The sequence below is a fragment of the Pelosinus sp. sgz500959 genome (assembly GCF_042610375.1).
In the GTDB taxonomy this organism is placed as follows: domain Bacteria; phylum Bacillota; class Negativicutes; order DSM-13327; family DSM-13327; genus CTSoil-075.
Map to the genome: position 1 here is coordinate 206,732 of NZ_JBGJZL010000005.1, position 21,924 is coordinate 228,655.

A 21,924-nucleotide genomic window follows, 5' to 3' on the forward strand; every position below is an offset into this window, starting at 1 on the left:
TACGATGTCAAGTAAAGTGTATTTTGTAAACTTACGCGCTCGCAGTCCACGGGAGAATAAAATTAGCAAAATCAGAAAGTTATATGAGGCAGCTGGTTTTGATGATTTTGTGAACAAAAATGACCTGACAGCGATCAAACTTCACTTTGGTGAACGTGGTAATGACAGTTATATTAATCCAGTGTTTGTCCGTCAAATTGTAGATAAATTGAAAGCAAAAGGTGCAAAACCTTTTATGACCGATACCAATACACTGTATTCGGGGAGTCGACACAATGCTGTCGATCATTTAGTAACAGCTTTGGAACATGGCTTTGATTTTTCTGTAACCGGTGCGCCACTCGTTATTGCTGATGGGTTACGCAGTCAAAATATTGAAGAAGTTACCATTAATAAAAAACATTTTCAAACAGTAAAATTGGCTAAAGATATTGTGAGTGCTAATAGTATGGTTGTCATGTCTCATTTCAAAGGTCATGAGATGGCTGGATTTGGTGGAGCCATCAAAAATATGGCCATGGGTGGTGCGCCAGCTGTTGGTAAGAAGGAACAGCATTCTGTGAAGATTGTCGTTAACCAAGATAAATGTATTGGCTGTAGCAAATGCGCTCCCGTCTGTCCTGAAGAAGCCATTACTCTTACGGATAAAAAGGCATCCATCAATCCAGAGTTATGTATTGGCTGTGGGGAATGCATGACAGTATGCCCAGTGAAAGCCATTGGTATGGATTGGGGATCTGAAGTAACAGGCTTTATGGAAAAAATGACAGAGTATGCTTATGGTGTAGTGCAGAGTATGGAAGGACGTATTGGTTATATCAACTTTTTGATTAACATTACTCCTGACTGTGATTGTGTGCCATGGAGTGATGCACCGATAGTCCCTGATATTGGCTTTTTAGCTTCGACTGATCCAGTCGCTATTGATCAAGCAAGTTATGATTTGGTTAATAAGCAAATTGGTCTTACGGCCTCTTTATTATCCAAAGGTCATGCAGCTGGTGAAGAAAAATTTGATGGTTTGCATCCAGGAACTAAAGGTGATATCCAGTTAGAATATGGGCAAGAAATAGGGCTGGGTCAACGTGCTTATACTTTAATTGAATTATAGAAAAAAACAACAAATCGAGGAGTGTGCAAAAGATGGGACAATTTGAAAATGTAACAGTGATTAAGAAGGCAAATGTATATTTTGATGGGAAAGTGACCAGTCGTACAGTGGTTTTTGCTGATGGCAGTAAAAAAACATTGGGGATTATGTTACCTGGTGATTTTTTCTCGTAATCTGAAATATTGACAAAAATATAGTTTTCTCGAAAAGAGGACGATTGACAAATTCAATAGAATAGATTTTCCCTGAATATAAGATTATAAGATATAGTATTGCGGATTCGACAATACCATATATGGTATTTACAAAAGAAATCTATGTCTATGATTAGGGCTTTCTCAAAGGAGACACATAGAGAAGAATCTTTAGGAAACCGAAAAGATATATTGTTAAAAGCCCAGACATGGTATATTGATACTCCTTCGAGTATCAATATACTTGCCTGGGCTTTTCGACTGCTAAAGTGATTTTTCATTAGGTATTGTCTAGATATTCTTTGGATCGTGGATATTAAAAGCTTCATACGAAAATACGGTGATATAGTTTGTGACGGTATTACAATGCACAATTTTTTGAGTATCCCACGTCATTCAGGTTCAATTATCAATCAGCTCCGTTCCATCAGAAGATGTTCAACATCATAGCCAATTTTCTTTAGATATTTTGCCCAAAGGGGGGAGCGCATTGAGGAATACCATTCAGTGAATCGCTTGATGTATAGAACAATCGATTCTGCATCAATATATCTTGGATTTTTTCCATCAATAAGAAAAAACGCCCCTCCATCATATGCCCAATCTACAATATCCCATGTTTCTAAGGACCCAGGGTCATCTTCATACCACGAAACAAAGGTCAAAACGTGATTTAGGCTTTCGTCTTCATCTTGTTCGTCAGAGGCATCTTCTATATCTTCGCGGATAATGATCTTGCGCCTATTTTTCCAAAGATCAATCATTTCTTGCCGTTGATTATGCGGTATGAACATTTGGTGTTCATAGATAGATTTGATAATTTCCAACATAGGATCGTCGGAAATCGGTTTTCTATTACTAATAAATTCACTCATATCTATTCTCCTTTAGTTTCGGACTTTCTATGTACAAACTTGATAATACAATTATCGCATTAGAAATGGACTCTTTGGCAAATTCAAGCAGCTCAGGTTCTATTCAAGTCCCGCATTCTCCTGGAGTTCAACAACTCATGTAAACTAGGAAAAATACATGTTGCCTTTCCAGCTTCCCGGTCTTTGAGGATTACTATTGCATTATCTATATACTTCGAGAAGGTCGTATCAATACTGCTATGGCCCATTTGGTTTGCTAAGTCATGGCGAAGACTGTGGTCATTAATATAATCATTTCTTTCACGCTCTCTCCTGACCTCCATTATTTGAAGTACGTAATTAGTAGCGTAAGTATGCCGTAAACAGTAATAATCGACGCTACGACCAAACCTTACGAGGAGTGGATCTTTTTTTCGACCTTTATTGACGTAATAAAAAGCATCTTGTAACTTCCTCAGTGGCTTGTAGTGCTTCCTTTGATCTTGAGGAGGGCAGTAGATTGGATTACCTGATTTGTCTAGCCATAGGATATGGAGTGGAAGTTTTTCACCAGTTTTTTTCTCATATAGCTTTTTTCGTTCCTCATATATAGGGGACCATGATTCCATAATTTCTAGCCATGATTTCATATCAATTTTTACGTTCCGTAGCTTTTTACCCTTGCCAAGCACTTTTAAGATTATTGTTTCTTCGTTAAGTCGCTCTCGGATTAGGTTTGGGTCTGATATAAAAACATTTCCGTCTCTGTCTGTGCGCCAGTAGGGAATTCCTAACACTTCAAAGTCTCGCACGCCAGTTATATAGGCTATAAGGCCAATATATTTATAGACCACATCTGGGAATGCTCGGAACAAGTCTCCTAATTGTGAGTCATGCAGGTACTCATGAGGTTTAGTTTGCTGTCTTTTCGCAAGCCCCTCAATGGGATAATCTTCACTATCGGGGGAAAAAGAAACATTTGTGTTCACATCAACTACTTCTTTAGATTTTGGTCCGGCGATTCCTCGAAGAAGGTCATTGTGTATAGCCCTTGCTTTGGTAACCGTTTTTCGATTACCATCCCAAAGCGTATTGACTTTCTTTTCGAATTTGACCCAATCAAGGAATTTGCAAATAATACTTCCTTCTCTGTCAATAGTTCCTATCGAGGGACTGACTTTTCCTTCAGCATATTTTTTCTCTATCCGCTTTGTCTTCCATGCTTTTATTGAATTGGCGGTAGTAAAACGCCAGAATGATAGCAACATTACTTCGTCAGAGGACCAAGGGCCATCCGCCAAGTAATTACAGAATCGCTGTAGAATTTTTGCATACTCAAAGCCTGTTGTATAACCATGTTCACTCAGCCAGATAGCAGGGTATGAAAGTATTTCTTCCCGTGGTTCGTATATCAGAACTACGTGTTGGTATCTACTTCCTAACACCTTCTCGTCTATATCCTCAATTCTAAATTTAGACATTCGGAGCCTCCCTGTAACAACAAACTGAGCCGCCTTTGATGGACTGGCAACGCTCGTATTTTTTCCTCTATGAATTTGTGGTCATGATAGACGATTATTGTACGTTTTTTGCACCTTGATAGTGCCGTATAAATCATATTCCGGTCAAGCATACGTTCGCTAAGCGGGAGTAAAACGATTACGTTTTCCCATTCAGAGCCCTGAGCTTTGTGGACCGTCAGGCAATACGCCATGCCCAGATAGTTATTGACTTCATCATAAGTTAATTGGACATCACCCTCGTTTTCAAAAGCCACTTCGAGGTAATTTCCGTTGCTGCCGCGTCCCTTCACGAAGCCGACACTACCGTTCGTTAGCCTGATGCCATACTTAATCTTGAGATTCTTTTTCCATACAACGGGAGTGTATTTGCTGTATTCCGTTGTTCGGAATAGCGCCATGTGAACCTTGTCATTGATGGAGTCACTTCCGCCAACAAAATGCTTCAATGGTGAAATGAGTTGAACTTCTTCTCCGCGCCGAGCAAGCTCTAAATAAAGTTCGACGGCACGAGCTTCGGCTGCATTAACGTCATGAACAAGTTCTTTGTAAATCCCTGTTCCCGCGGTATTTTTATAATCTTCAAAGACGGGGAATTCGCCAGATATAATTTGATTAAGTTGGTTATCAGTTTTTTGATCCTGGCGACGATTGACTGTTAGTTCTACATTAGGGACTAAGTTACTTTGAATAATATCATAAAAAACACGACCAGCACCAATTGAGGGTATCTGATAGGGGTCACCAAGAAGGACAAGATGCGCTGATGATGGGAGCTTGCGAAAAAGATGGTATGCATCACTAAGTGACAGCATAGAGGCTTCGTCAATGATAACAATACTATCCGAGAAGACTGCATGATTTTTTAAATGCAGAAGGGAAGCTATTGTTGAAGAAACTCTATTAGTTCCAGCAGATAATCTCTGGCAAGCCTTTGCTGTGACCGCGCATAGAATTAATTTCTTTTTAAGCAGAGCCTCAGTGATATCAGCAATTACAGACAGGGTATAGGTTTTTCCCCTACCGCCTCTACCATGAACGACACTTATTTTATATATAAGAGAATTCTTTACAGCAGTGTATTGCTCCTGAGTTAATGTTTTATATTGGGGTCGGTCCAAAAAACTGTTTATAGTTCTTTCGCAGATTTGTATAGATTTATTCTTATTCAAAAGAAATTGTTCGATGCGACGTTCAAAAAGATGCACAACAGGTGCCTGGAAGTAAGATTGGTGCTTAACAATCGCCCCTGTATCAATAGCCAGTTGCAGAGCCACATTGAATTTTTCGCTACAACAACTAATAAGACCCATAGTCATCTCTCGGAGAGTATCTTTATCTATAGCAGTGTGTTTACCTTGCTCATAATTTTCATATATGCAATTCTGAATAGCTGCGACAAGGCGACAGGGATGGAATTCAGGCCCGCTTTGTAGACCGAGAGGGTCCACTTCTTTCCATGACGCCATTGCGAGGAGACGGTACGGATTGCTTTTAATCATGTCCATGCACTTCCAACCCCACAATTCATATACCTTAGATGCAATAGGTAAGGAGAAATCATGCCTGTCGAGAAATAGGGCAACCTCAATTAAAGGGCGGGCAATCAAATATCCATAATAAAGAGCTAAAGCCTTCTTTTCTTTAATACCTCCAGCGGTAAATGCATCAGTTTGTTTGTTTGCGATATTGGATAATAGATCTTGGGCAGTAAACATTGAGAATAATTTATTAACTGTGGCATCTCCAATTCCAGGAAAGTGTTTGGCCGCAAATGCAGATCGTAGATTTGTGTAATTAGACATATGTCAATGTCCGTATGCTCATCATATAGTGTTCATCTATAACATGATGGGCACTTCTAATTGTAGCCAATCTTGTATCCAGGTTTAGCAGATCAAGTTTCACGGCTTCGAGCTGACTATTTAAAAAAAGGATCGTTTCACTGAGCCGCCTGTTTTCCTTAACTTGATCTATGACGAATTTTTTAACATCCTTTGGCAAGCCAGCTACATTAAGCCACGAAGGGAGTATATCCGTCATTTCCAAATTGCTTAATTTTTCTCCATCAATATTACCAAAAAGTTCTGCATAAACCCATTTGTTAAATTCGTTTTTGTAATGAACACCCCAGCCACTGCCACGCATAAATCCACTATCCCATGTCTTGTTACCTTCCTTCTGCCCGAGGAACTTACAAACACCTGAGACATGAAGTTCGCTATCCTTATTTAACCAGTTTCTCCATGTGCCGTCAGCTTTAATTTCTTCGAGAAATTCGGAAAATATGTTCTCCCTAAGGCCTTTTAAGATCTTAGTTGATTGTACATTATTCAATAAAAACCCCACCTTTCTAAAGTTCTAGTTAAGTATTAAGCACCTTGGTAGTAGTTAGCCTCTAATAATAAACACGTTTTCATATCCTTCTTTGACGCAGTTGGGCTCTAGTATATTGAGTTTTTCAACACTAGTCCGAAGGCGATCTTCTATGTCTCGATTAGCCTTAGTATCAGGCAATTTAACTAAGTTGGATGGTTGCTCTAAATTAATCATTTTACCTATAATAAGAAAAACTGTAGGTTTAATTAACTGTAACATATTTGTAATCTCTTGATAGCGAGTTCTCCGAGATGTTTCAGTCAGGTCACAGCAAGCAAAAACATAATTGTTATCTGGAAATTTGAAAGATAGTTTTCTGATCAGAAAATTTTCAATATTAATATTAAAATAGTGAAAAATTAGAATAATATCTTCTGCTGGCTTCTTCTTCATGGTGTCTTTCATCTTGGTAAATGATTCCATAGAAGCCTGTCTATATGCCGCTTGAAGGTCTTTATCGCTAAGGTCGGCAGATATATCTCGAAGGTTGGGTTGGAACAAATGATATTTAGGATTTTCGACGATACCTACGACTGAGATGCTTCGACGGAGCTTGGTGTTTTCTTCCGTTAGCCTTGCATTCTCAATTTGGTAATTCTGTATCAGCTTAATATCCATATTTTTTTCTTTTTGGAGGTTTTCAGACGAATTTTTATAATACTCAAAATTGACTCTGAAGTGGGACTCCTCATATTGTTCTTGCCAAGTTCGTTTCTTAAACTCTTGGAATTCTTGTTGCACTTTTGTAAGCTCAACCTTGGCCTTTTCCTTGTCGTTTGTAAGTTCAAATATTTTTGCCGCAAGCATACCTGTTTTTTTATCAGCTTTACCAAATGCTGTGATTGTTTGTTCGATAATGTGGTCGGATGGTAGTTTTCCTTCAATAGCATCTTTGATAGCCTTCCATTCGGGGCTCGCATTGGAATTATACCAATTTTGTCTCTTAACTGGCCTGTTGTCTTTGGTAAAATTGCTTGATAACTCTTCAATATCTGTATGTACCAGCTTTTGTGTTCTCGTGGTTGCCCGCAGATGCCAAATTGTCTCCATTACCACATACATTTGTTTAGTAAACTCCATCACTGTTCTCCATAGGCCAATGCTTGGGGTATAATGTTAAGATCAATTACATCGGGACGACCATTTTCCAGTTGATAGAGTACGTCATTCCAATATACAAGTTGTACTTCGTATTGGGCTTTTGAAATAGTAGCTTTGGAGTCTGATGCCGCTTTTGATGTCCAGGCGAGTGCGGCTTTTACTCTAGAGATATCTTTTGTAGTATGGGCTGCATCCCTGCATAACCAAGGCTGACACCTAGCTGGGTTTGGAAGAGGATACTCTCCAGGTATTGCATTAGAAGGTAGGCAAGGTGCTGCCCAAGGAACTTGGGACGGAAATCTTAAACACCACGCTGCTGGTGTTCTGACAATCTCAAAGTTTGAGTCAGTAGTTAAAGAATTTACAAGTGTTTTGACGGTTGTTGCAAGAGCTTCCCCTTTGAATAAAACTCTGTTTTTCATTATAGCGTCCAATGTTCTGTCGCCCGCTGCACCAGCTAGCCTGCCATCTAAGCCATCCTCCAGAAAGTGAATTATTTTTGCGCGTTGCTTTTCCGACATGTATTTCTTAATATCTTCCGCTATACCAGGCAGGCTCATTAGATAAACAAGCGTCATAGTAATGTTCTGGTGGCAGAGCAAATCACGGATGAGTTCTAGCGAGTTTGGGTTGTGGTTAATTAATAAAGTCGCAATCGATTTGCGGCATTTATGTGGGTGCTGGTGCTCCGCACCGGCAGCATGGCAAAAATTTGCGAATGCGTTATAGATAAAACCAATACTAGCTGGATTAGAAAAAGTATCATTTTTACCAGTAATAGTATAATGTAATCCACCCACAGGCAAAAGGTAGTTGTGGCCCAGTCGCTCGCGTTTTTCTCTGAAAAATTCAAACAAGATGGCGAAGGCTTGTGCGCCAATTGGAGGCACGGGAATTAGGTAGTCTTTACCCAGAGGTGCGACCTCTGTCTTCGTAACGGTCCGGAGGAGATCGAAATGTTGTCCTTGCGCTACTTGTTGCATCACGTTCATGTTTAAGTCAAAAGGTTTGCCGTCAATGAGTAGAGCATCCGCTTGAAGCGTTCTTAGTTCACTTATCCTCATCGCAGTCCAAAGGAGTAACATAAAGATAGCTGATCCAAGTAAAATTTTCCACTGTACAGTGAAGGGTTTTTGATCAATAAAAAACTTGCTCATCTGCGCGCTATCACTACTCTGCAAGGCGGTTATCTCGATCCAAGGCTTAGATGATTCGGGATTTTCTACGAATTGGTGACTGAATATTTCTTGATAGATTCTCTTTGTAGACCCACAATTATAGATGGTACGTCTGCTTACCTCTTTTCCCTTTTTATATACGATGGTATGTGCCTCTTGTTGCTTGCGCCATAGATACAGTAGATCGGGCGCAAAAATATGAATGTAATTATTTGCAGTAGTTAGCATAGTTTGGAGGTCGTCAAAATCGATAGCCTCCCAACCTTGGGTCATCCTTGCATCGTATAGTGCAACCTCCTTGCTAAAGCCCCTAGACCAGAAGTCTCTTGGGGAAAACGAAGCTCGGAACTCCTTTGGTAAAACCTCTAACTGGGAGAGCAAAGCCCATCTAGCAATTGAATATGCAAAATTGACAGTACAATGTCGCCCTTCTTCTCGTTGCATTCGCGCCCTTACTTCAGTCTTTAAATCTTCAACATTAACCGTTTCAAGAGTTTTGTATTCCCCATCAGCAACTAATAAGTATCCGTTTTTGTATAAGTATGCGTATAAATGCAAGAATTGTGCAGCGATGTTTTGAGTAGTTCTTATCTTGCTTGATCGAAAGTAAAATGCTTTGCCGGGGACGTGGAAATACGCTATAAGTTTTTGAAGTCGCCGTAGTGGGTCGGCATTTGGGGATGATAAATCAACGCCGATATCGATGTGCCTTTGTCCAAAGTTAATGGTAACTGTATTTTTTGCTTCGATTAATGCCCATTTATTATCTTTAAAAAGAGATAAGGGGGTATTCCCATCGGGCTTATAACTTATCACGTCTTCGTCGTTAGGTACTGTCAAGCATGCTTTATTTGCCATCTTAACGCAATTAGCCCCAATCAATTCAGTCGTAAGTAGCTCTCCCTCAAATTCCTCAACTATCTCTTTCAAATCAGTTTGCTGTACATCTTCAGAAAAACTGTCAATTTGTTTCTCGAGAAACCGATTGAATGCGGCCCTTATTTTTTGATATTCCATAATTTATCCTCCTGACCAAAATGGTGGCGCTGTAAACGCCGGGTCTATTTCTGATATTTCTGCATCTATCAGAGCTTCTGTCCACAAATTTCCTCGAATACTACACAACTCCAGAACCTCTTCGATAGCCTGTAAGTAGATTAGTATATCTAAACTTATGTCATTTTCGGCTTCACTTAAATATTCCCTGATGTCTCTTCTCCATCGCAATAAGACCGGGAGGCTGTCCTCTGTAACATAGCATTGCTCGCAAAATAAGCACTTTTCGAAGAAGTCGCAGATGTTGGACACGATATATGTTTCATGTCCGGGCCAAGTCGGCCTAGTTCTATCTTTACATACAAATACAGTGTTTTCGATATGGATAAAAAGCTGAATTATTTTGTCATTGGATTGGCCTTTCTTTACCTGTTCATATCGGAAGAGTTCTCCTCTAAAAGCCTTGGCCGCAAGTTGGTCTAGATTTTCTCGGAGCAACTTACGTCTGATACCACGGGACACCATGTCGGAGCCATAAGAAGTCATAGTAGTATCCACTGTCATATGTCCCATAAAGAAACGTCTAATTTCAGCAGACATACCCATATGTTCCAACATTGACTCATATGTCGTTCTAATTTTCATGGCGTTCGTTACTTCTATCCGATTTTTTGATTTCTCATCCTCAAAGATTTCGTTTCTCATAAAGAAGAGTTTAATATTGCCGGAGCCACCAGAGTTCAACGGTTCGTTCACACAGTTGCTACTTGGACCAAACATACAAAGAGAATGATCCCTCTTCATTGCTACTAAAATACAATTCTGTTCATCCCCATTTAGAAAACGCCTGAAAGGTTTAGTCAATTTATAAATATCAGATAGCACACAGTACAATCCATATCGATCATTTTTATCGCTAATATGGTTATATTCCTTTTCTTTGTCATCTGCTTGTCCCCGTCTCTTATAGCCTTTTATAATTATGTGGCTAGTGCTAAATAGGTCCATTGGGTTATTCGTATTGAAGATAAGTCCTAGGCTATGAACACTTACTGACCGCATAGTTTCTAAATTCCAACCAGTCAGACATGCAAAATATAAAATTACACAGGTTAGGTCATAGTATGTCAGAAAATATTCCTCAATAAGTTCTGGCACGCTCGAAACAATCGACTTCATTTTTTTGCACAATGCTGAATTTTGAAAGCCGGCAAGGAGGTATTCTCCGGGATTAATATTAGCGGAAATTGAAAAGCTATCATTAGTTATAACAATGCCACCATTTGCATCTGCGAATTTTTCTGCATCTTCTCTGCTGTCAAATTTGGCAAGTAAAATACCCCTGATTTCTTTATAAACTTTATATATTTCTCTAGAGTTTAGCCTTGCCACAACAGTTGCAACAGGCCAGTGGGGGATATAATAATGAACCGTTGCTATAAGGTCTTCTTTCGTGAGGGACAAGATTTGTGATTTCGTTTTTATCTTACCGCCGGCTTCCCAAATCTTAATATATTCGTTTAGTAAAGGGAGACTAATTCCATACTTAGCAGCAAGCACTCTTCTATTTTCTAGACTCTGCCCTAGTTGCTTTAAATCATCAGCTAATTGCTCCAGTTGCTGTGCAGTCAATTTACCCGGTTTCGACGTATTAATACAAGGCTCCAAATCCTCAAACGTTAAGATTCTCCCTGCTTCTACTGCTCTCTCAAAACGCCCTGATTTTGCGCGGATTCTATCGATTTCTTGTCTTAGTGCAACCATCATGCATCCAAAGGCATAAGGAGAATGACCTTCAGTTGGAGTAGTGGTAAATTTTTGTAATTGAGGCCAAACGACATCTGGGAAATGCACTTTAAGGCAGGTCCGCAATGCAACATAAGACATATTCCAACTATTGGGATATGATCGTTTTATAAAATCAAGAAATTTTGGGATAGTCTGAGAATTAACCACATCGTTCAATGAGTGCACGTTGCGATCTAGTGAATACTCACATAAAGCCCCGAAGGCCCCATTTACTCCCTTTATGCAAGTTACGGTCTTGCCTTCATTTGCCATATAGCATGCTGCGAGTTCCAGTAGAAATTTATTCTGCAATTGACCTCTATATTTTTCGCTAAATGTTTCCTCTATCAGACGGTAACGATATTTAGGGACAGATGAGTATCCAGATGTTACTGTCGCAGGTAGGTTTACGTTAGATATATCTATGGATATATGTACCACGACCTTTCCAGTTTTTAACTATATTTACGTAATTGTATAAAGTAGTCCATTATGTTTCTTGCCCATCATCAATTCTCATTTATAAAGACTATTATCTAGATCTGTTAATTTCATTTTTTACCCTGCTTTTTTACGGTTGTTATTCAGGATAGTAATCGATCAGATTAGTATATCGAGGGAATCTTGTAGAATATATTTCCATAAATATAAAATTTTAATCATTCTTGATACATATAATTTTGTGTTTATGGGTAGAATAAACTATTTATGGTAAAATAAAATTAAGAGAATTTCATAGTAAATAAGCCAAATTAATCTTAATAAACTTATTTAGATAATAATTATGGAATTCTTCAGGTAAAATATTGTCAAAAAAGCTCGTTATTTTTATTAATAAAAATTTTGTTATTTTGCAATATTTTTTAAGGCAAACAATAAAAATGGGATATTCTAGCCACAACTGGCATTGAATATCCCATTTTATTTTGTAATTTGCTGTAAGAATGTAAAAAGTTGAATGGGAAAGAACTCTCACTGGAGAATCATACCGATGATCAAACTAGAAATTTCCTAAAAGAATATTCTTGGAACAAATCTCTAAGTTGCAAATAATGTTGGACAGTGGTTATCCCAACTACATATGCATCATTAATTCATAAAATATATCTTTCTTTCGGTGATGAATTGGGGTAGGCATATTGTCGGCCTGACCTGCACAGAACGTACAAGTGATAAAGTCCTCACCGCTAGCCTCATATATGAATTATTTCTGAATATAAGTTTATGATTGTTATGTATGTCGCCAAGAAATAAGGCACTTATGAGATTAGTGTAAATCTGGTTAATTCTGGAATATTTACAGCTATATTAAATTAGCGGGATACTGGGAAAGAGAGAATCTACTCAATAAGAGGAAAATTGCAGGAGTTTGTATTTTAATGGTAAATACAGTATTAATATCTACTTTTCGAAATTATCGTGCAATGGGTTATAATCACTAGTAGAGCAATGCCAAAATAGCTGATTTCCCAAACTATATCATAGACAATGTAAGCTGTTAGAGAAGTACTCATATAGATAGGCTTTAGGATGTCGCAAAGGGCTTTGATATAAATGTGAACTTTAATCAGGTAGTAAACAATAACTTAGATGCAAATTTATAATTCATATGATAATCAAGTCTAGAATGGGGAGAAAAGATATGGACGAGACAAAACAGTTACCGGGAGCTAGAGAATCTAGTGCTGGTGATGACTTTCACCTACTATGGGCTGGACGAAAAGCACTAAGTCTTCTAATACCCAAATCAGACTTACTTGCGCTCAGCATAGAAGGCCCACATCCAGAAGAGGCAAAATTTCTAGATCCAGAGGGTGATCAATTACTAGCAATTGACCTTGCGGAATATTATGGAGGAGAACGCTTTACTTTAGCCAAAACAATAGTTTTGTCTCAGCTTAAGTACAGTACTAGAACCCCTGAAAAAGAATGGACAGCTGCGCGATTAAGTGAGGGTAAAGTTAGGGGCAAGAGAAAAACTACGACTAATAATTGGACAGGATCAATTGTTCACAGGCTTGCCCAAACATTTGAACGCTATTATAGTGACTATGGTCAAGGCGCAGTTATACAGAAGCTGATATTAAAACTGGTAAGTAACCGGCCTGCGAGTGAACTATTGAGCCGTTCCCTTGCAGCAGTAAAGGAATGTCTTAATAAACAAAATCCGGGGACTACAAGAATGTTGTTAAATAGCATTTCTGCTGACGAATACGTGGAAATTGAACGTTTATATAACAGTTCTAGTCTTAGTTCGCGGATGTTTCTTGATTTTCTAAGAGTACTGGATGTTTCTGAATGTGGCGAACAATCTCGCTTTGGACAGAGTGTTAATTTGATCAAAGAATTGGGGTGCTTTGGACCAGGAGATGTAAAGGCCCAATATACACAGTTGAAGGATTTAATTTGGGATTGTATGATGCCGCAGGCTGCTAATAAACCACCATTAACAAAATATGATATTCTTCCTATATTTGGATGTAACTATAAAAAAATATTTCCAGCACAACCATGCTTAGAGTTGCCTCAGCAAATACTTGAGAGAAATGAATCTGCAGAACTTGCACGAATTATTCAAACAAGTACGAAAAAAATAATTTGTATTCATTCTGGGGGTGGAAAGGGGAAAACCACGCTTGTTCAGTCAATCAAAGACAAGTTGCCATCGCACTCTATTGTAATTGTATTTGATTGTTATGGGGGAGGAACCTACCTAAATCCAGCAGATACACGCCATTCACACAGCAGGGCAATTTCGCAAATCGTTAATGAACTTGCCGTTCAAGTGGGAGGGCCTCTTCTTTTACACTTCAATTTAACTTCTGAAGATTATATGCGAGAATTGTTAGTTCGAATTCAAACTACCATCTCTTTAATAAGAACATCGAATCCAGAAGCGTTAGTTGTAATTGCTATCGATGCTGCAGATAATAGTGCTAGCGCTGCTAGGGACAAGAACGAAAAGAGCTTCGTTGATGATATTGTAAGGCAACCGTTTCCAAATGGCTCTCGATTGGTGGTTACTTGTCGTACTGAGAATAAGATAATGCTCAACTTACCAGATCATGAACTACTGGAACTTGTGGGGTTTGATGCAGCAGAAAGCTCCAAACATTTACGACTATATTTCCCTGATGCAACTGATTTTCAAGCAGAAGAATTTTATCGACTAACTCAAGGTATTCCACGAGTGCAGGGGTATGCCCTTGAATTGAGGAGTCAGGGTATTGATGCTGTTTTATCTCCGTTACGCCCAGATGGTAAATCTTTGGGGGGGCTGATTGAAAGCTGGTTGAATGAGGCGAAGCAACGGCATGGGGTATCTGAAGAAATTGACCGGATTTGCGAAGCGCTAGTTGCCTTGCCTAGACCAGTACCTCTAGCTTATGCGGCTGAACTTGCTGGAGTTGTACCGGATACCATAAAGAGTTTATGTGTTGAAACTCGCCTTGGTTTAATTGAAAATGATGGTTCGATATCCTTTAGCGACCAGGATTTCGAGGATCATTTACGTCAACGGACTACAGATACGGCCGGAATGATACATCGTATTAGTGATTTACTTTATAAAAATCGTAATGTAGATAGTTACGCCGCTTACCATATAGATACTTTTTTAGCCCGTACAAATCGCTTTAAAGATCTAAGCGATTTAGTACTTCAAGAAAATATTGAGAGTGCTACTGCTGATCCAATAGAAAGACAAGAACTCCTACTTAAACGCATTAGGTCTGCTATCGAGTTGGGGAAAAATGAGAAAGAACGTTCAGTGGTTATAAAGCTTCTTTGGATTGCTGCGGAAACGGTTAAAGCAGATAAAGCAGTAAGAACGTTGATTATTGAGAATGCTGATTTAGCCGAGACATTTGGTGATGCTCAGACTGTTCAAAGACTTCATTTAGATATTGAAAAACAAGAATGGCCGATTTCTAGTCTTTTTCATAGTGCGGCAGTGCTGTCAAGGTTTGAATCAACAAGAGAAGAAGCTGATGAGAAGCTAAAAGAAGCCTTCGGTTGGCTCAGATGGCGCTCGACATGTGAAGAAAAAGAGCGAGGACTACATAGATATCCTATTAAATCTGAAGATATTGCATCCGGATTAGAGGCAATGTTAAGACTACGCGGAGCGGATAAGATTAGAAGCTGGTTAAATGGATTTACTCGTCAACGTTTTGTATATGAGTGTGTATATCGTCTATCAGCAAAAATCCTGCGCGTAGACGGGGTTGATGTATTTGAACGACATTTCTCTGCGATCCCTATTCGGGCTGATATATGTCTTGCTATTTTGAAAGCTTATAAGGAAACTAACAATAATCCTCCTCTAGTATTGGTAGAGAGAGCGGCGAAGGTATGGCATCGATTTTGCTTGCGTGGGGACAAACCGCATGTGAGCATTTCTTTGGCAGGTATTACGCTTTGCGAAGAAGTCGCTAGAGTACAATCATTACGATGCTTTCTACCCATTATAGTAGATATATTTTCTCCTCCGATCCTCAACTATATGCCATACTTATCTGGTGATGAGGTTGACCGCGTCGTCGGCATACTCCGTTCACGGGCGCTAAAAGCGAAACTGACTAATCAGCAAATCACATTGGACATTTTTCTTCCCGATGAGCTACGGGATGTGAAAAAAGATCTTTCATACAAAGAATTAGAAGCTCTTAAAACAAAACGGAGTGAATTTGATCACGTTTTTGGTTTTCTATTACCTGCGTATGAATTAAGAGCTGATGTAGTTTTAGGTAATATTTCATCGGCACATTTTCAAAGTGGAATGGATGAGTGCCTTGGGAAAATTGAACGGGACTATATGGTTGAGTTTAGGCATAATGCGTTACCTATTTATAGCTTAATGGTACAGGCTCTAACTGATGCAGCAATTATGGTTCGTGAAATTCCTAATTCGTGGGTAAAAAAAATAATAGGAATAATATCCCAAAAGAGGGTTGGAGATATTGCTAATTTTCAGTTGCTGCTGGCAGGGAAAGTAGTCGCTTTGCAAACGCTTCACGTGGAGGCACTTAGTTTGCTAGATGAGGTACGTCAAGATTTAGAAATAGCGCCTAGAACATCTAAGGAGCAAATTGAATTATTAGTGCAGTGTACTCGGGTTGCCGAGATGATTGCCCCGGATGTTGCTCGATATTACTTCAAACTTGCCGTGGAAGCTGCTTCGGAGATTGATGAGGAAGTATTTACTCAAATAATTTGTATATCTTCTATTGCTAATAAGGTATCGAATAATTCGTTATATTCTAATGCAGAACTAGCATATCAATTTGCACGCTTCGTAGAGGACTGCCATCGACGTATGGATGGTTGGGATCATTTCCCGTGGGAAGAAGCTATCAAAGGAGTGTTCTTCCTTGATCCGGCCTCTGTTTTCGCTATATTGAGTAGGTGGGATGATCGAGGCGTGAGGAATATTGAAGATGAAATATTTAAAGTACTTGAGGTTGCTGTTCGTAGGAGCTTCATATCCCCCACGGTGGCGTATTCATTAAGTATTTTATCGGAAAATCATAAAAACAGGTATGAGCAGCTTGCAATGACAATCCTTGATGCTGTACTAGCATCGGAAGGGAAAGTGCGTGCCATAGAGTTATTATCCCTAATTGCGAAAGATATTTGTTTCCATGCTCCAATTAGTGAGCGTAAGTCAAGAGCAACGGCTGTGGTTCATTGGGCAAAAATGCATAATGTTGAACATAGTAAGGGCGTTATTTCCCTAATAGAGCTTTTGAGTTTTCTTGAAAGTATGCATAAAAAGCCCAATGTATATGATACTGCGTGTAAAACGGCAAATGATTTAGAAGTGCCTAATTGGGAAGAAATTTTTAAGAGTCGGTCGTTCCTTACCGCTGATGAAATTGAATTAGCAATTGATGAAGTCCGCAAGTTTGATAGATATGGACGTGAATTTCAAAAAGAGTTATTATGTCGGATGCAACACTGTTGTACCGTGAGAGATTATACAACACAACTAGATGCGCTGCTAATGGTTAAAGCAGAAAAACTTTCGGTGGATTTACTTTTAGAGGCTCTTAACAATCGGATAGAGGGATGGTTAATTCATCCCAGTGTACGTGATTGGCGGGAGAAAAAAGGTGCAGATTTCGTAGGACGACGTTTTTTTGAGATGATGACTAGTTATCATTCTAGATCTAACGCATTGAAACAATTCCAATCGATATTTGGAGTAAATGACGCAGAACTATACAATGTAGTTGTTGGCGTTCTTCCCCAATTTGTAGGGTCTTCGGCTGAGATAACGTATGAAGTAATTCAAGAGCTGAGGATCTCTCTTTCAGCTACAGAAACCGAAACTTTTTTACAATGGTTGCTTGAACGGCTTTCTACTAAAATACCAAAGGCGTGTGCAGATGGGGTGTGGCGGGAAGAACTTCGTCCACCTCAAAATAGTGTTGAAATAGTTGCTAAGCTCATTTGGAGACTATTGGGGCACCCCGATAAACGCTTACGCTGGCGAGCGGCGCATGCAGTTCGGCGAATGGTGCATCAAGGGTATCATGAAATAATTGATTTATTAGTAGCATTATGTGATGATAAGTGCTGCGCTACAATGATTGATTATGAACATGGGTTCTTTTGGTTGTCAGCTCGGTTATGGACTTTTATTCTTCTCGAACGTCTTGCAGGAGAACATCCAACCTCCATTAAGAATCATGCAATAAAAATTATGCAAGAAGCATTAGAACCTGACGTACCTCATGCCCTCTTACGGCATTTTGCTCAATCTACTGCATTGAAACTAAACAAACATGAGCCGGGGATATACTCCAGAAGTGAGATAACTGCATTATCAGCTATTAATAAAAGTACTTTACCCCTAAATAAGGCAAAGAATAGACACTATTCATGTAATCGTCACACGAGTTCTAAAAAGCTTCGGTTTAGTTTCAATACCATGGACACCCTGCCATATTGGTACAATCCTTTAGCAGGAGTGTTTGGAGAAGACCGAGATACAATAGCTCAGCTGGCTGAAATATGGATTTGTGATAGGTGGGGCATGCCTGCAGACATAGATTATAAGAGGGACTGGATACGACAAAGATATGATTATGCTCTATATTCCCATGGACAATGCAGTGGACCAACTATTGAGACTGTTCAAACCTACGCTGAATGGCATTCAATGTTTTGTGTAGCAGATGAACTACTAAAAACTCGTCCGGTTTTATATGACAAATGGGAGAATGATCTATATGGTCACTGGCTTGGAAGGTGGACATTAACATGGCCTGCTTATTGGTTAGCTGATATACGTGATTCTTTACCGCTTGAGGATATCTATTGGCAGCTGGATGAGAAAGTAGGTGAAAACTGGGATAAAGAAATTTCACCAGACGCTTTTGATCCACTCATAGGATTGACTGAATCGCCAGTTCCCAAATTTCTCGTATTGCATGGGTCCTATAGGCGTGCGATCCACGGGGCTTCTGAATCGATGCATATTTCAAGTGCTTTAGTAAATCCCGATACTGCATCCGCACTTTTGCGCGCATTGCAGACTGCTGTTAATCCTAATGACTACCGTGTTCCTTCTGATGAGAAGGATGAGTTAGAAATTTTTTCAGAAGGATTTGAACTCAAAGGATGGCTTAGAGTAATGGAAGCAAATAGTGAAGGCATAGACAAAGATGATCCATTAAGTAACCATATATCAAGTTCTCTGGTGATTCCAGGAGTAGATTTCGTAGAATGGGCTAACCTCGAATATTCGCCTGATAGGAAGCAATATTGGCGGAAAGAGAAGAGTGGTTATATGGTGACTCTTCTGGAGTGTTGGAACGAACAACCGCTGACTGATCGTGAATATAGAGAATTTTATTCAGTGGGGCATCGACTACGGGTAGATGTGAATACTCTGTTGGATTATCTCAATGAAAGACAACGTTGCCTTATCGTTAAATGTACGATTGACCGCTGGGTCGATAAGGAGGGAAAAGGAAAATATGTCCCAGGTAAAGCAAAAATCTACCTCATCCACGCGGACGGAACTCTCGAAACGCTCCGAGAACGTTATTGCATTAGGGAAAAAACTCGTTGAGGAGCTTGCTCTAGAGCCTGGCGTTGATACACTTGGAAGATGGATGGCACACTATGTTGCTGAATTAATTGACGCAGCCGATAATGTGATGACCGATCCAAGTTTACGCAGTCAGGCTCGGGAAAAATGTTGTGAGGCAATTATAAAACTATGGGATCACCGCTCAGCTCTTCCGAGTAGTAGCCGACCTCTTTCTAATCTGGACGGTGTATTAGAAGCAATTAAAAACATTAGAACGAAGAAAAATCCTTGGACAATGCTGTCTTCCCAAGATGTAAAACGAATAGGTGGGGAATGGATGGGTTTTGCAAAGACAGTAGAGGATGCGGGCTTAAAAATGTGCAGAATTTCCATATTGACCGCGATTGCTGAAGCTTCTTTTGGCAAAGAACAGAGTTGGCTTCAGGAGCATCGAGGGATGCTGTCTAAAGAAGAAATTGAGATTATTGAGGCCCTTGATGGATGGTTATCACAACAAAAAAAATGGCGAAGTATGGAGAACGAGGTGTCCATTATAGATATACAACCTGCTGAACGTAGACAACGAATTGTTGAAGAGATTAGGATTTTAGTTGAAGAGATAAATACTTCTTTTAGTTCAATTCAGACAAAAGGTTCTGGGTAATCTGAACTCTTAAAAAATCTTGAATGTAATCTTTTATAATGATTAGGGATTCGGTGAGGTCTAATGATATTGACGACATATTTGCAATTTCGTATTATGGTTTTATTTTGTGCTTACATATAATCAAGTGTTATAAAAAAGGAGCTTCGGCAGCAGATTGGCCGTCAAGAACAAAAAAGGAAGCTAACCCGATATAACGGGTTAGCTTCCTTTTTTATCTTCAAAGAGAATGTGTAAAATCCTAAAAATCTTGCTTTTATCGTAATCATTTAATATATAACCGTCAAATGAAACTTGATGTTCTAAGACGCTAGTGAGTTCAATCTGCTCGGTATGTTTCGTTGGTAAAAAATAAGTTAATGGTACGCAATAAAATTTTGATAACGCGTGAAGTGTATAAAGGTCTGGAATGTTTTTATCATTCTCGTACTTGCTTAATGAAGTATTATCTATTCCAATAGCATCGGCAACATGATTTTGGCTAAGTTTTTTGGATTCTCGTAACAATTTAAGCTTGTGACCAATCATCAGGTACTCCTCACCTATCTATATAGATTTGTACGATACTTTTAAAATAAGATGCTTCATAATTAAATTCCATATATTTCATGTTACATGAAGACGAATTATAATGGAATAAGGTTTGACCAAAGGGCAAATAATATTGACTATAATTCAAAAAAAAGGATGAGAAGGCATGGAAAAAGAGTATGGGGTGCCTATATGGTAGATAACAAGGTGCAGTTCTGGCATTACTCAGGGAAAACGATAAATAAATATTGCCTTAAATATGGATGTATTCTAATAGAAAAGGCGCTTTATAAGGACAAGGATGATTATTTTGATATAATCAGCACTAAAATGCTACCAGGAGATAAAGTAGTTATGATAGATTACCTAAGCGACAGAAGTTGGAAAATTTGTGCCGTTGGCGAAGTGGAAGGAGGATATGATCACCATTTAGTTTTTCAGGATCTACTGGGTTTAGATATGCAACATGCACGCAAAGTGATATGGAAGATTAATCCCTCAGATGAAATGATCACCTACGAAGGTGGGTTCCGACATTGCTTTTTGGGTCGAATTGGGCAGGCCAATCCGAATGTATGGAATGAAATATGGGAAATTATCAAAAATGGTGTAGCTGTGAAGCAAGAAGATCTACCCGATACTCCCATGATCCTAAGTGATCAAGACATAATAAATAGATTAATAATAAACGAAATTTCTCTCAATACAGCCACAAGATTTATCAATATAATGAATGTGGTACGAAATAAATGCAAATGGTACATGGAAAAGAGGGTACAAATTACTGAACAACAGACCATTGTATATCTTATATCGCCTATATTAGATGCACTAGAATGGTCAGATACACACATCAGATACCAATATTGCAATGCAGATGCTGGTTTTTTCACCACAAAAAATTTTACTTGTTTTAGAATTATGGAAGTGAAGCCTCTGGGGCACCCATTAACAAAATGCATAGAAGAGGGTATCAGGCATGCTAAAGTTTTGAGAGGTGTAGAAGAGCTCATTGTAACAAATGGGCACAAATTCCTCTTAATCAAACTAAGTACCAACCCTAAGGAGGGGTGGTATATATCTTCTTGCCTCAATATCTTATCGCCAATTGATGAATATACAATGGGAAGTGAAGGCGGGAGAGAAGTCGGCGGTGCAGTAGTTTTCATTATGGAAATGCTCCGAAAGGAAGTCAATCTAAAATAGAGATTGAAGAGATATCCTTTTTGTAAGAACAATTGACGTTGTTCAACTTGAAGGATAAATTTATTTTACCACAACTGAAACTATTTCGAAATCAAACAGATTACTTAAATAGTAGATAAATCCATTCTAGCATGATTAATTGAAAAGATAAGCGTTAAGGAAAAGTCAACATTTAATGTAACTGTAGCTATATCTGTATCTGATAGCGGAATTTTTTTAATGATCTTACGGAAGTATTTGTATACACAGGAACGCTTGCGAAGAAACTGCGAAATCTCTGCAAGTTTATTAATGAATGAATTACAGTAGTTAAAAGATAATGAACTCGAGGTTTGGATGATTGCTGTACAACAGGTAGGTT

The 21,924-nt window shown here is 38.9% G+C and carries 13 protein-coding genes; 5 read left to right on the forward strand and 8 right to left on the reverse strand.

Going from position 1 to position 21,924, the window contains the following annotated elements; genetic code table 11:
* The first annotated feature begins 4 nt into the window (after positions 1-4).
* Together ACAN52_RS09935 and ACAN52_RS09940 are read left to right on the forward strand one after the other, a co-directional pair.
* Complete coding sequence (locus ACAN52_RS09935; RefSeq protein ID WP_378954569.1) at positions 5-1,111, forward strand: DUF362 domain-containing protein; 1,107 nt, start codon at positions 5-7, stop codon at positions 1,109-1,111.
* 32 nt (positions 1,112-1,143) lie between these two features.
* Positions 1,144-1,284: a pyrimidine/purine nucleoside phosphorylase gene (locus ACAN52_RS09940; protein ID WP_378954570.1), complete on the forward strand. Its 141-nt coding sequence runs from the start codon at positions 1,144-1,146 to the stop codon at positions 1,282-1,284.
* A 434-nt stretch (positions 1,285-1,718) separates the two neighbouring features.
* On the opposite strand, the gene ACAN52_RS09945 is transcribed toward ACAN52_RS09940, so the two are convergent.
* From ACAN52_RS09945 to ACAN52_RS09975, 7 genes are all read right to left on the reverse strand, one after another.
* Positions 1,719-2,180: a hypothetical protein gene (locus ACAN52_RS09945; RefSeq protein ID WP_378954572.1), complete on the reverse strand. Its 462-nt coding sequence runs from the start codon at positions 2,178-2,180 to the stop codon at positions 1,719-1,721.
* 92 nt (positions 2,181-2,272) lie between these two features.
* On the reverse strand, positions 2,273-3,640 hold the full coding sequence (locus ACAN52_RS09950) for a hypothetical protein (protein ID WP_378954573.1): 1,368 nt from the start codon (positions 3,638-3,640) through the stop codon (positions 2,273-2,275).
* Entirely contained in the window at positions 3,613-5,484 is a 1,872-nt protein-coding gene (locus ACAN52_RS09955) for an AAA family ATPase (protein ID WP_378954574.1), read from the reverse strand. Before ACAN52_RS09955 ends, ACAN52_RS09950 begins: the two co-directional genes overlap by 28 nt.
* Entirely contained in the window at positions 5,477-6,016 is a 540-nt protein-coding gene (locus ACAN52_RS09960) for a hypothetical protein (protein ID WP_378954575.1), read from the reverse strand. Before ACAN52_RS09960 ends, ACAN52_RS09955 begins: the two co-directional genes overlap by 8 nt.
* Before the next feature lie 54 nt (positions 6,017-6,070).
* Positions 6,071-7,138, reverse strand: a complete 1,068-nt coding sequence (locus ACAN52_RS09965; RefSeq protein WP_378954576.1) for a hypothetical protein — start codon at positions 7,136-7,138, stop codon at positions 6,071-6,073.
* Positions 7,138-9,354 (reverse strand): site-specific integrase, encoded by a 2,217-nt coding sequence (locus ACAN52_RS09970; RefSeq protein WP_378954577.1) that lies wholly within the window; start codon positions 9,352-9,354, stop codon positions 7,138-7,140. Before ACAN52_RS09970 ends, ACAN52_RS09965 begins: the two co-directional genes overlap by 1 nt.
* A gap of 3 nt (positions 9,355-9,357) precedes the next feature.
* Positions 9,358-11,433, reverse strand: a complete 2,076-nt coding sequence (locus ACAN52_RS09975) for a hypothetical protein (RefSeq protein ID WP_378954578.1) — start codon at positions 11,431-11,433, stop codon at positions 9,358-9,360.
* 1,330 nt (positions 11,434-12,763) lie between these two features.
* Between ACAN52_RS09975 and ACAN52_RS09980 the strand changes: the two genes are divergently transcribed.
* Positions 12,764-19,201: a hypothetical protein gene (locus ACAN52_RS09980; protein WP_378954579.1), complete on the forward strand. Its 6,438-nt coding sequence runs from the start codon at positions 12,764-12,766 to the stop codon at positions 19,199-19,201.
* Positions 19,107-19,826, forward strand: a complete 720-nt coding sequence (locus tag ACAN52_RS09985; protein WP_378954580.1) for a hypothetical protein — start codon at positions 19,107-19,109, stop codon at positions 19,824-19,826. Before ACAN52_RS09980 ends, ACAN52_RS09985 begins: the two co-directional genes overlap by 95 nt.
* Before the next feature lie 201 nt (positions 19,827-20,027).
* On the opposite strand, the gene ACAN52_RS09990 is transcribed toward ACAN52_RS09985, so the two are convergent.
* A complete protein-coding gene (locus ACAN52_RS09990) occupies positions 20,028-20,354 on the reverse strand; it encodes a helix-turn-helix domain-containing protein (protein WP_378954581.1) in 327 nt (108 codons plus the stop codon).
* Positions 20,355-20,549: 195 nt separating this feature from the next.
* On the opposite strand from ACAN52_RS09990, the gene ACAN52_RS09995 reads away from it, so the two are divergent.
* Positions 20,550-21,563 carry a hypothetical protein gene (locus tag ACAN52_RS09995; protein WP_378954582.1) on the forward strand — a complete coding sequence of 338 codons (1,014 nt, stop codon included), beginning with the start codon at positions 20,550-20,552 and terminating at the stop codon, positions 21,561-21,563.
* Positions 21,564-21,924 lie beyond the last annotated feature (361 nt).

Bases quoted from the DNA above. Each gene is read 5' to 3' on its own strand.
- ACAN52_RS09950 (WP_378954573.1), bottom strand. From the start codon at position 3,640: ATGTCTAAATTTAGAATTGAGGATATAGACGAGAAGGTGTTAGGAAGT.
- ACAN52_RS09980 (WP_378954579.1), top strand. From the start codon at position 12,764: ATGGACGAGACAAAACAGTTACCGGGAGCTAGAGAATCTAGTGCTGGT.
- ACAN52_RS09995 (WP_378954582.1), top strand. From the start codon at position 20,550: ATGGTAGATAACAAGGTGCAGTTCTGGCATTACTCAGGGAAAACGATA.
- ACAN52_RS09955 (WP_378954574.1), bottom strand. From the start codon at position 5,484: ATGTCTAATTACACAAATCTACGATCTGCATTTGCGGCCAAACACTTT.
- ACAN52_RS09985 (WP_378954580.1), top strand. From the start codon at position 19,107: ATGTCCCAGGTAAAGCAAAAATCTACCTCATCCACGCGGACGGAACTC.
- ACAN52_RS09945 (WP_378954572.1), bottom strand. From the start codon at position 2,180: ATGAGTGAATTTATTAGTAATAGAAAACCGATTTCCGACGATCCTATG.
- ACAN52_RS09940 (WP_378954570.1), top strand. From the start codon at position 1,144: ATGGGACAATTTGAAAATGTAACAGTGATTAAGAAGGCAAATGTATAT.
- ACAN52_RS09990 (WP_378954581.1), bottom strand. From the start codon at position 20,354: ATGATTGGTCACAAGCTTAAATTGTTACGAGAATCCAAAAAACTTAGC.
- ACAN52_RS09970 (WP_378954577.1), bottom strand. From the start codon at position 9,354: ATGGAATATCAAAAAATAAGGGCCGCATTCAATCGGTTTCTCGAGAAA.
- ACAN52_RS09935 (WP_378954569.1), top strand. From the start codon at position 5: ATGTCAAGTAAAGTGTATTTTGTAAACTTACGCGCTCGCAGTCCACGG.
- ACAN52_RS09965 (WP_378954576.1), bottom strand. From the start codon at position 7,138: ATGGAGTTTACTAAACAAATGTATGTGGTAATGGAGACAATTTGGCAT.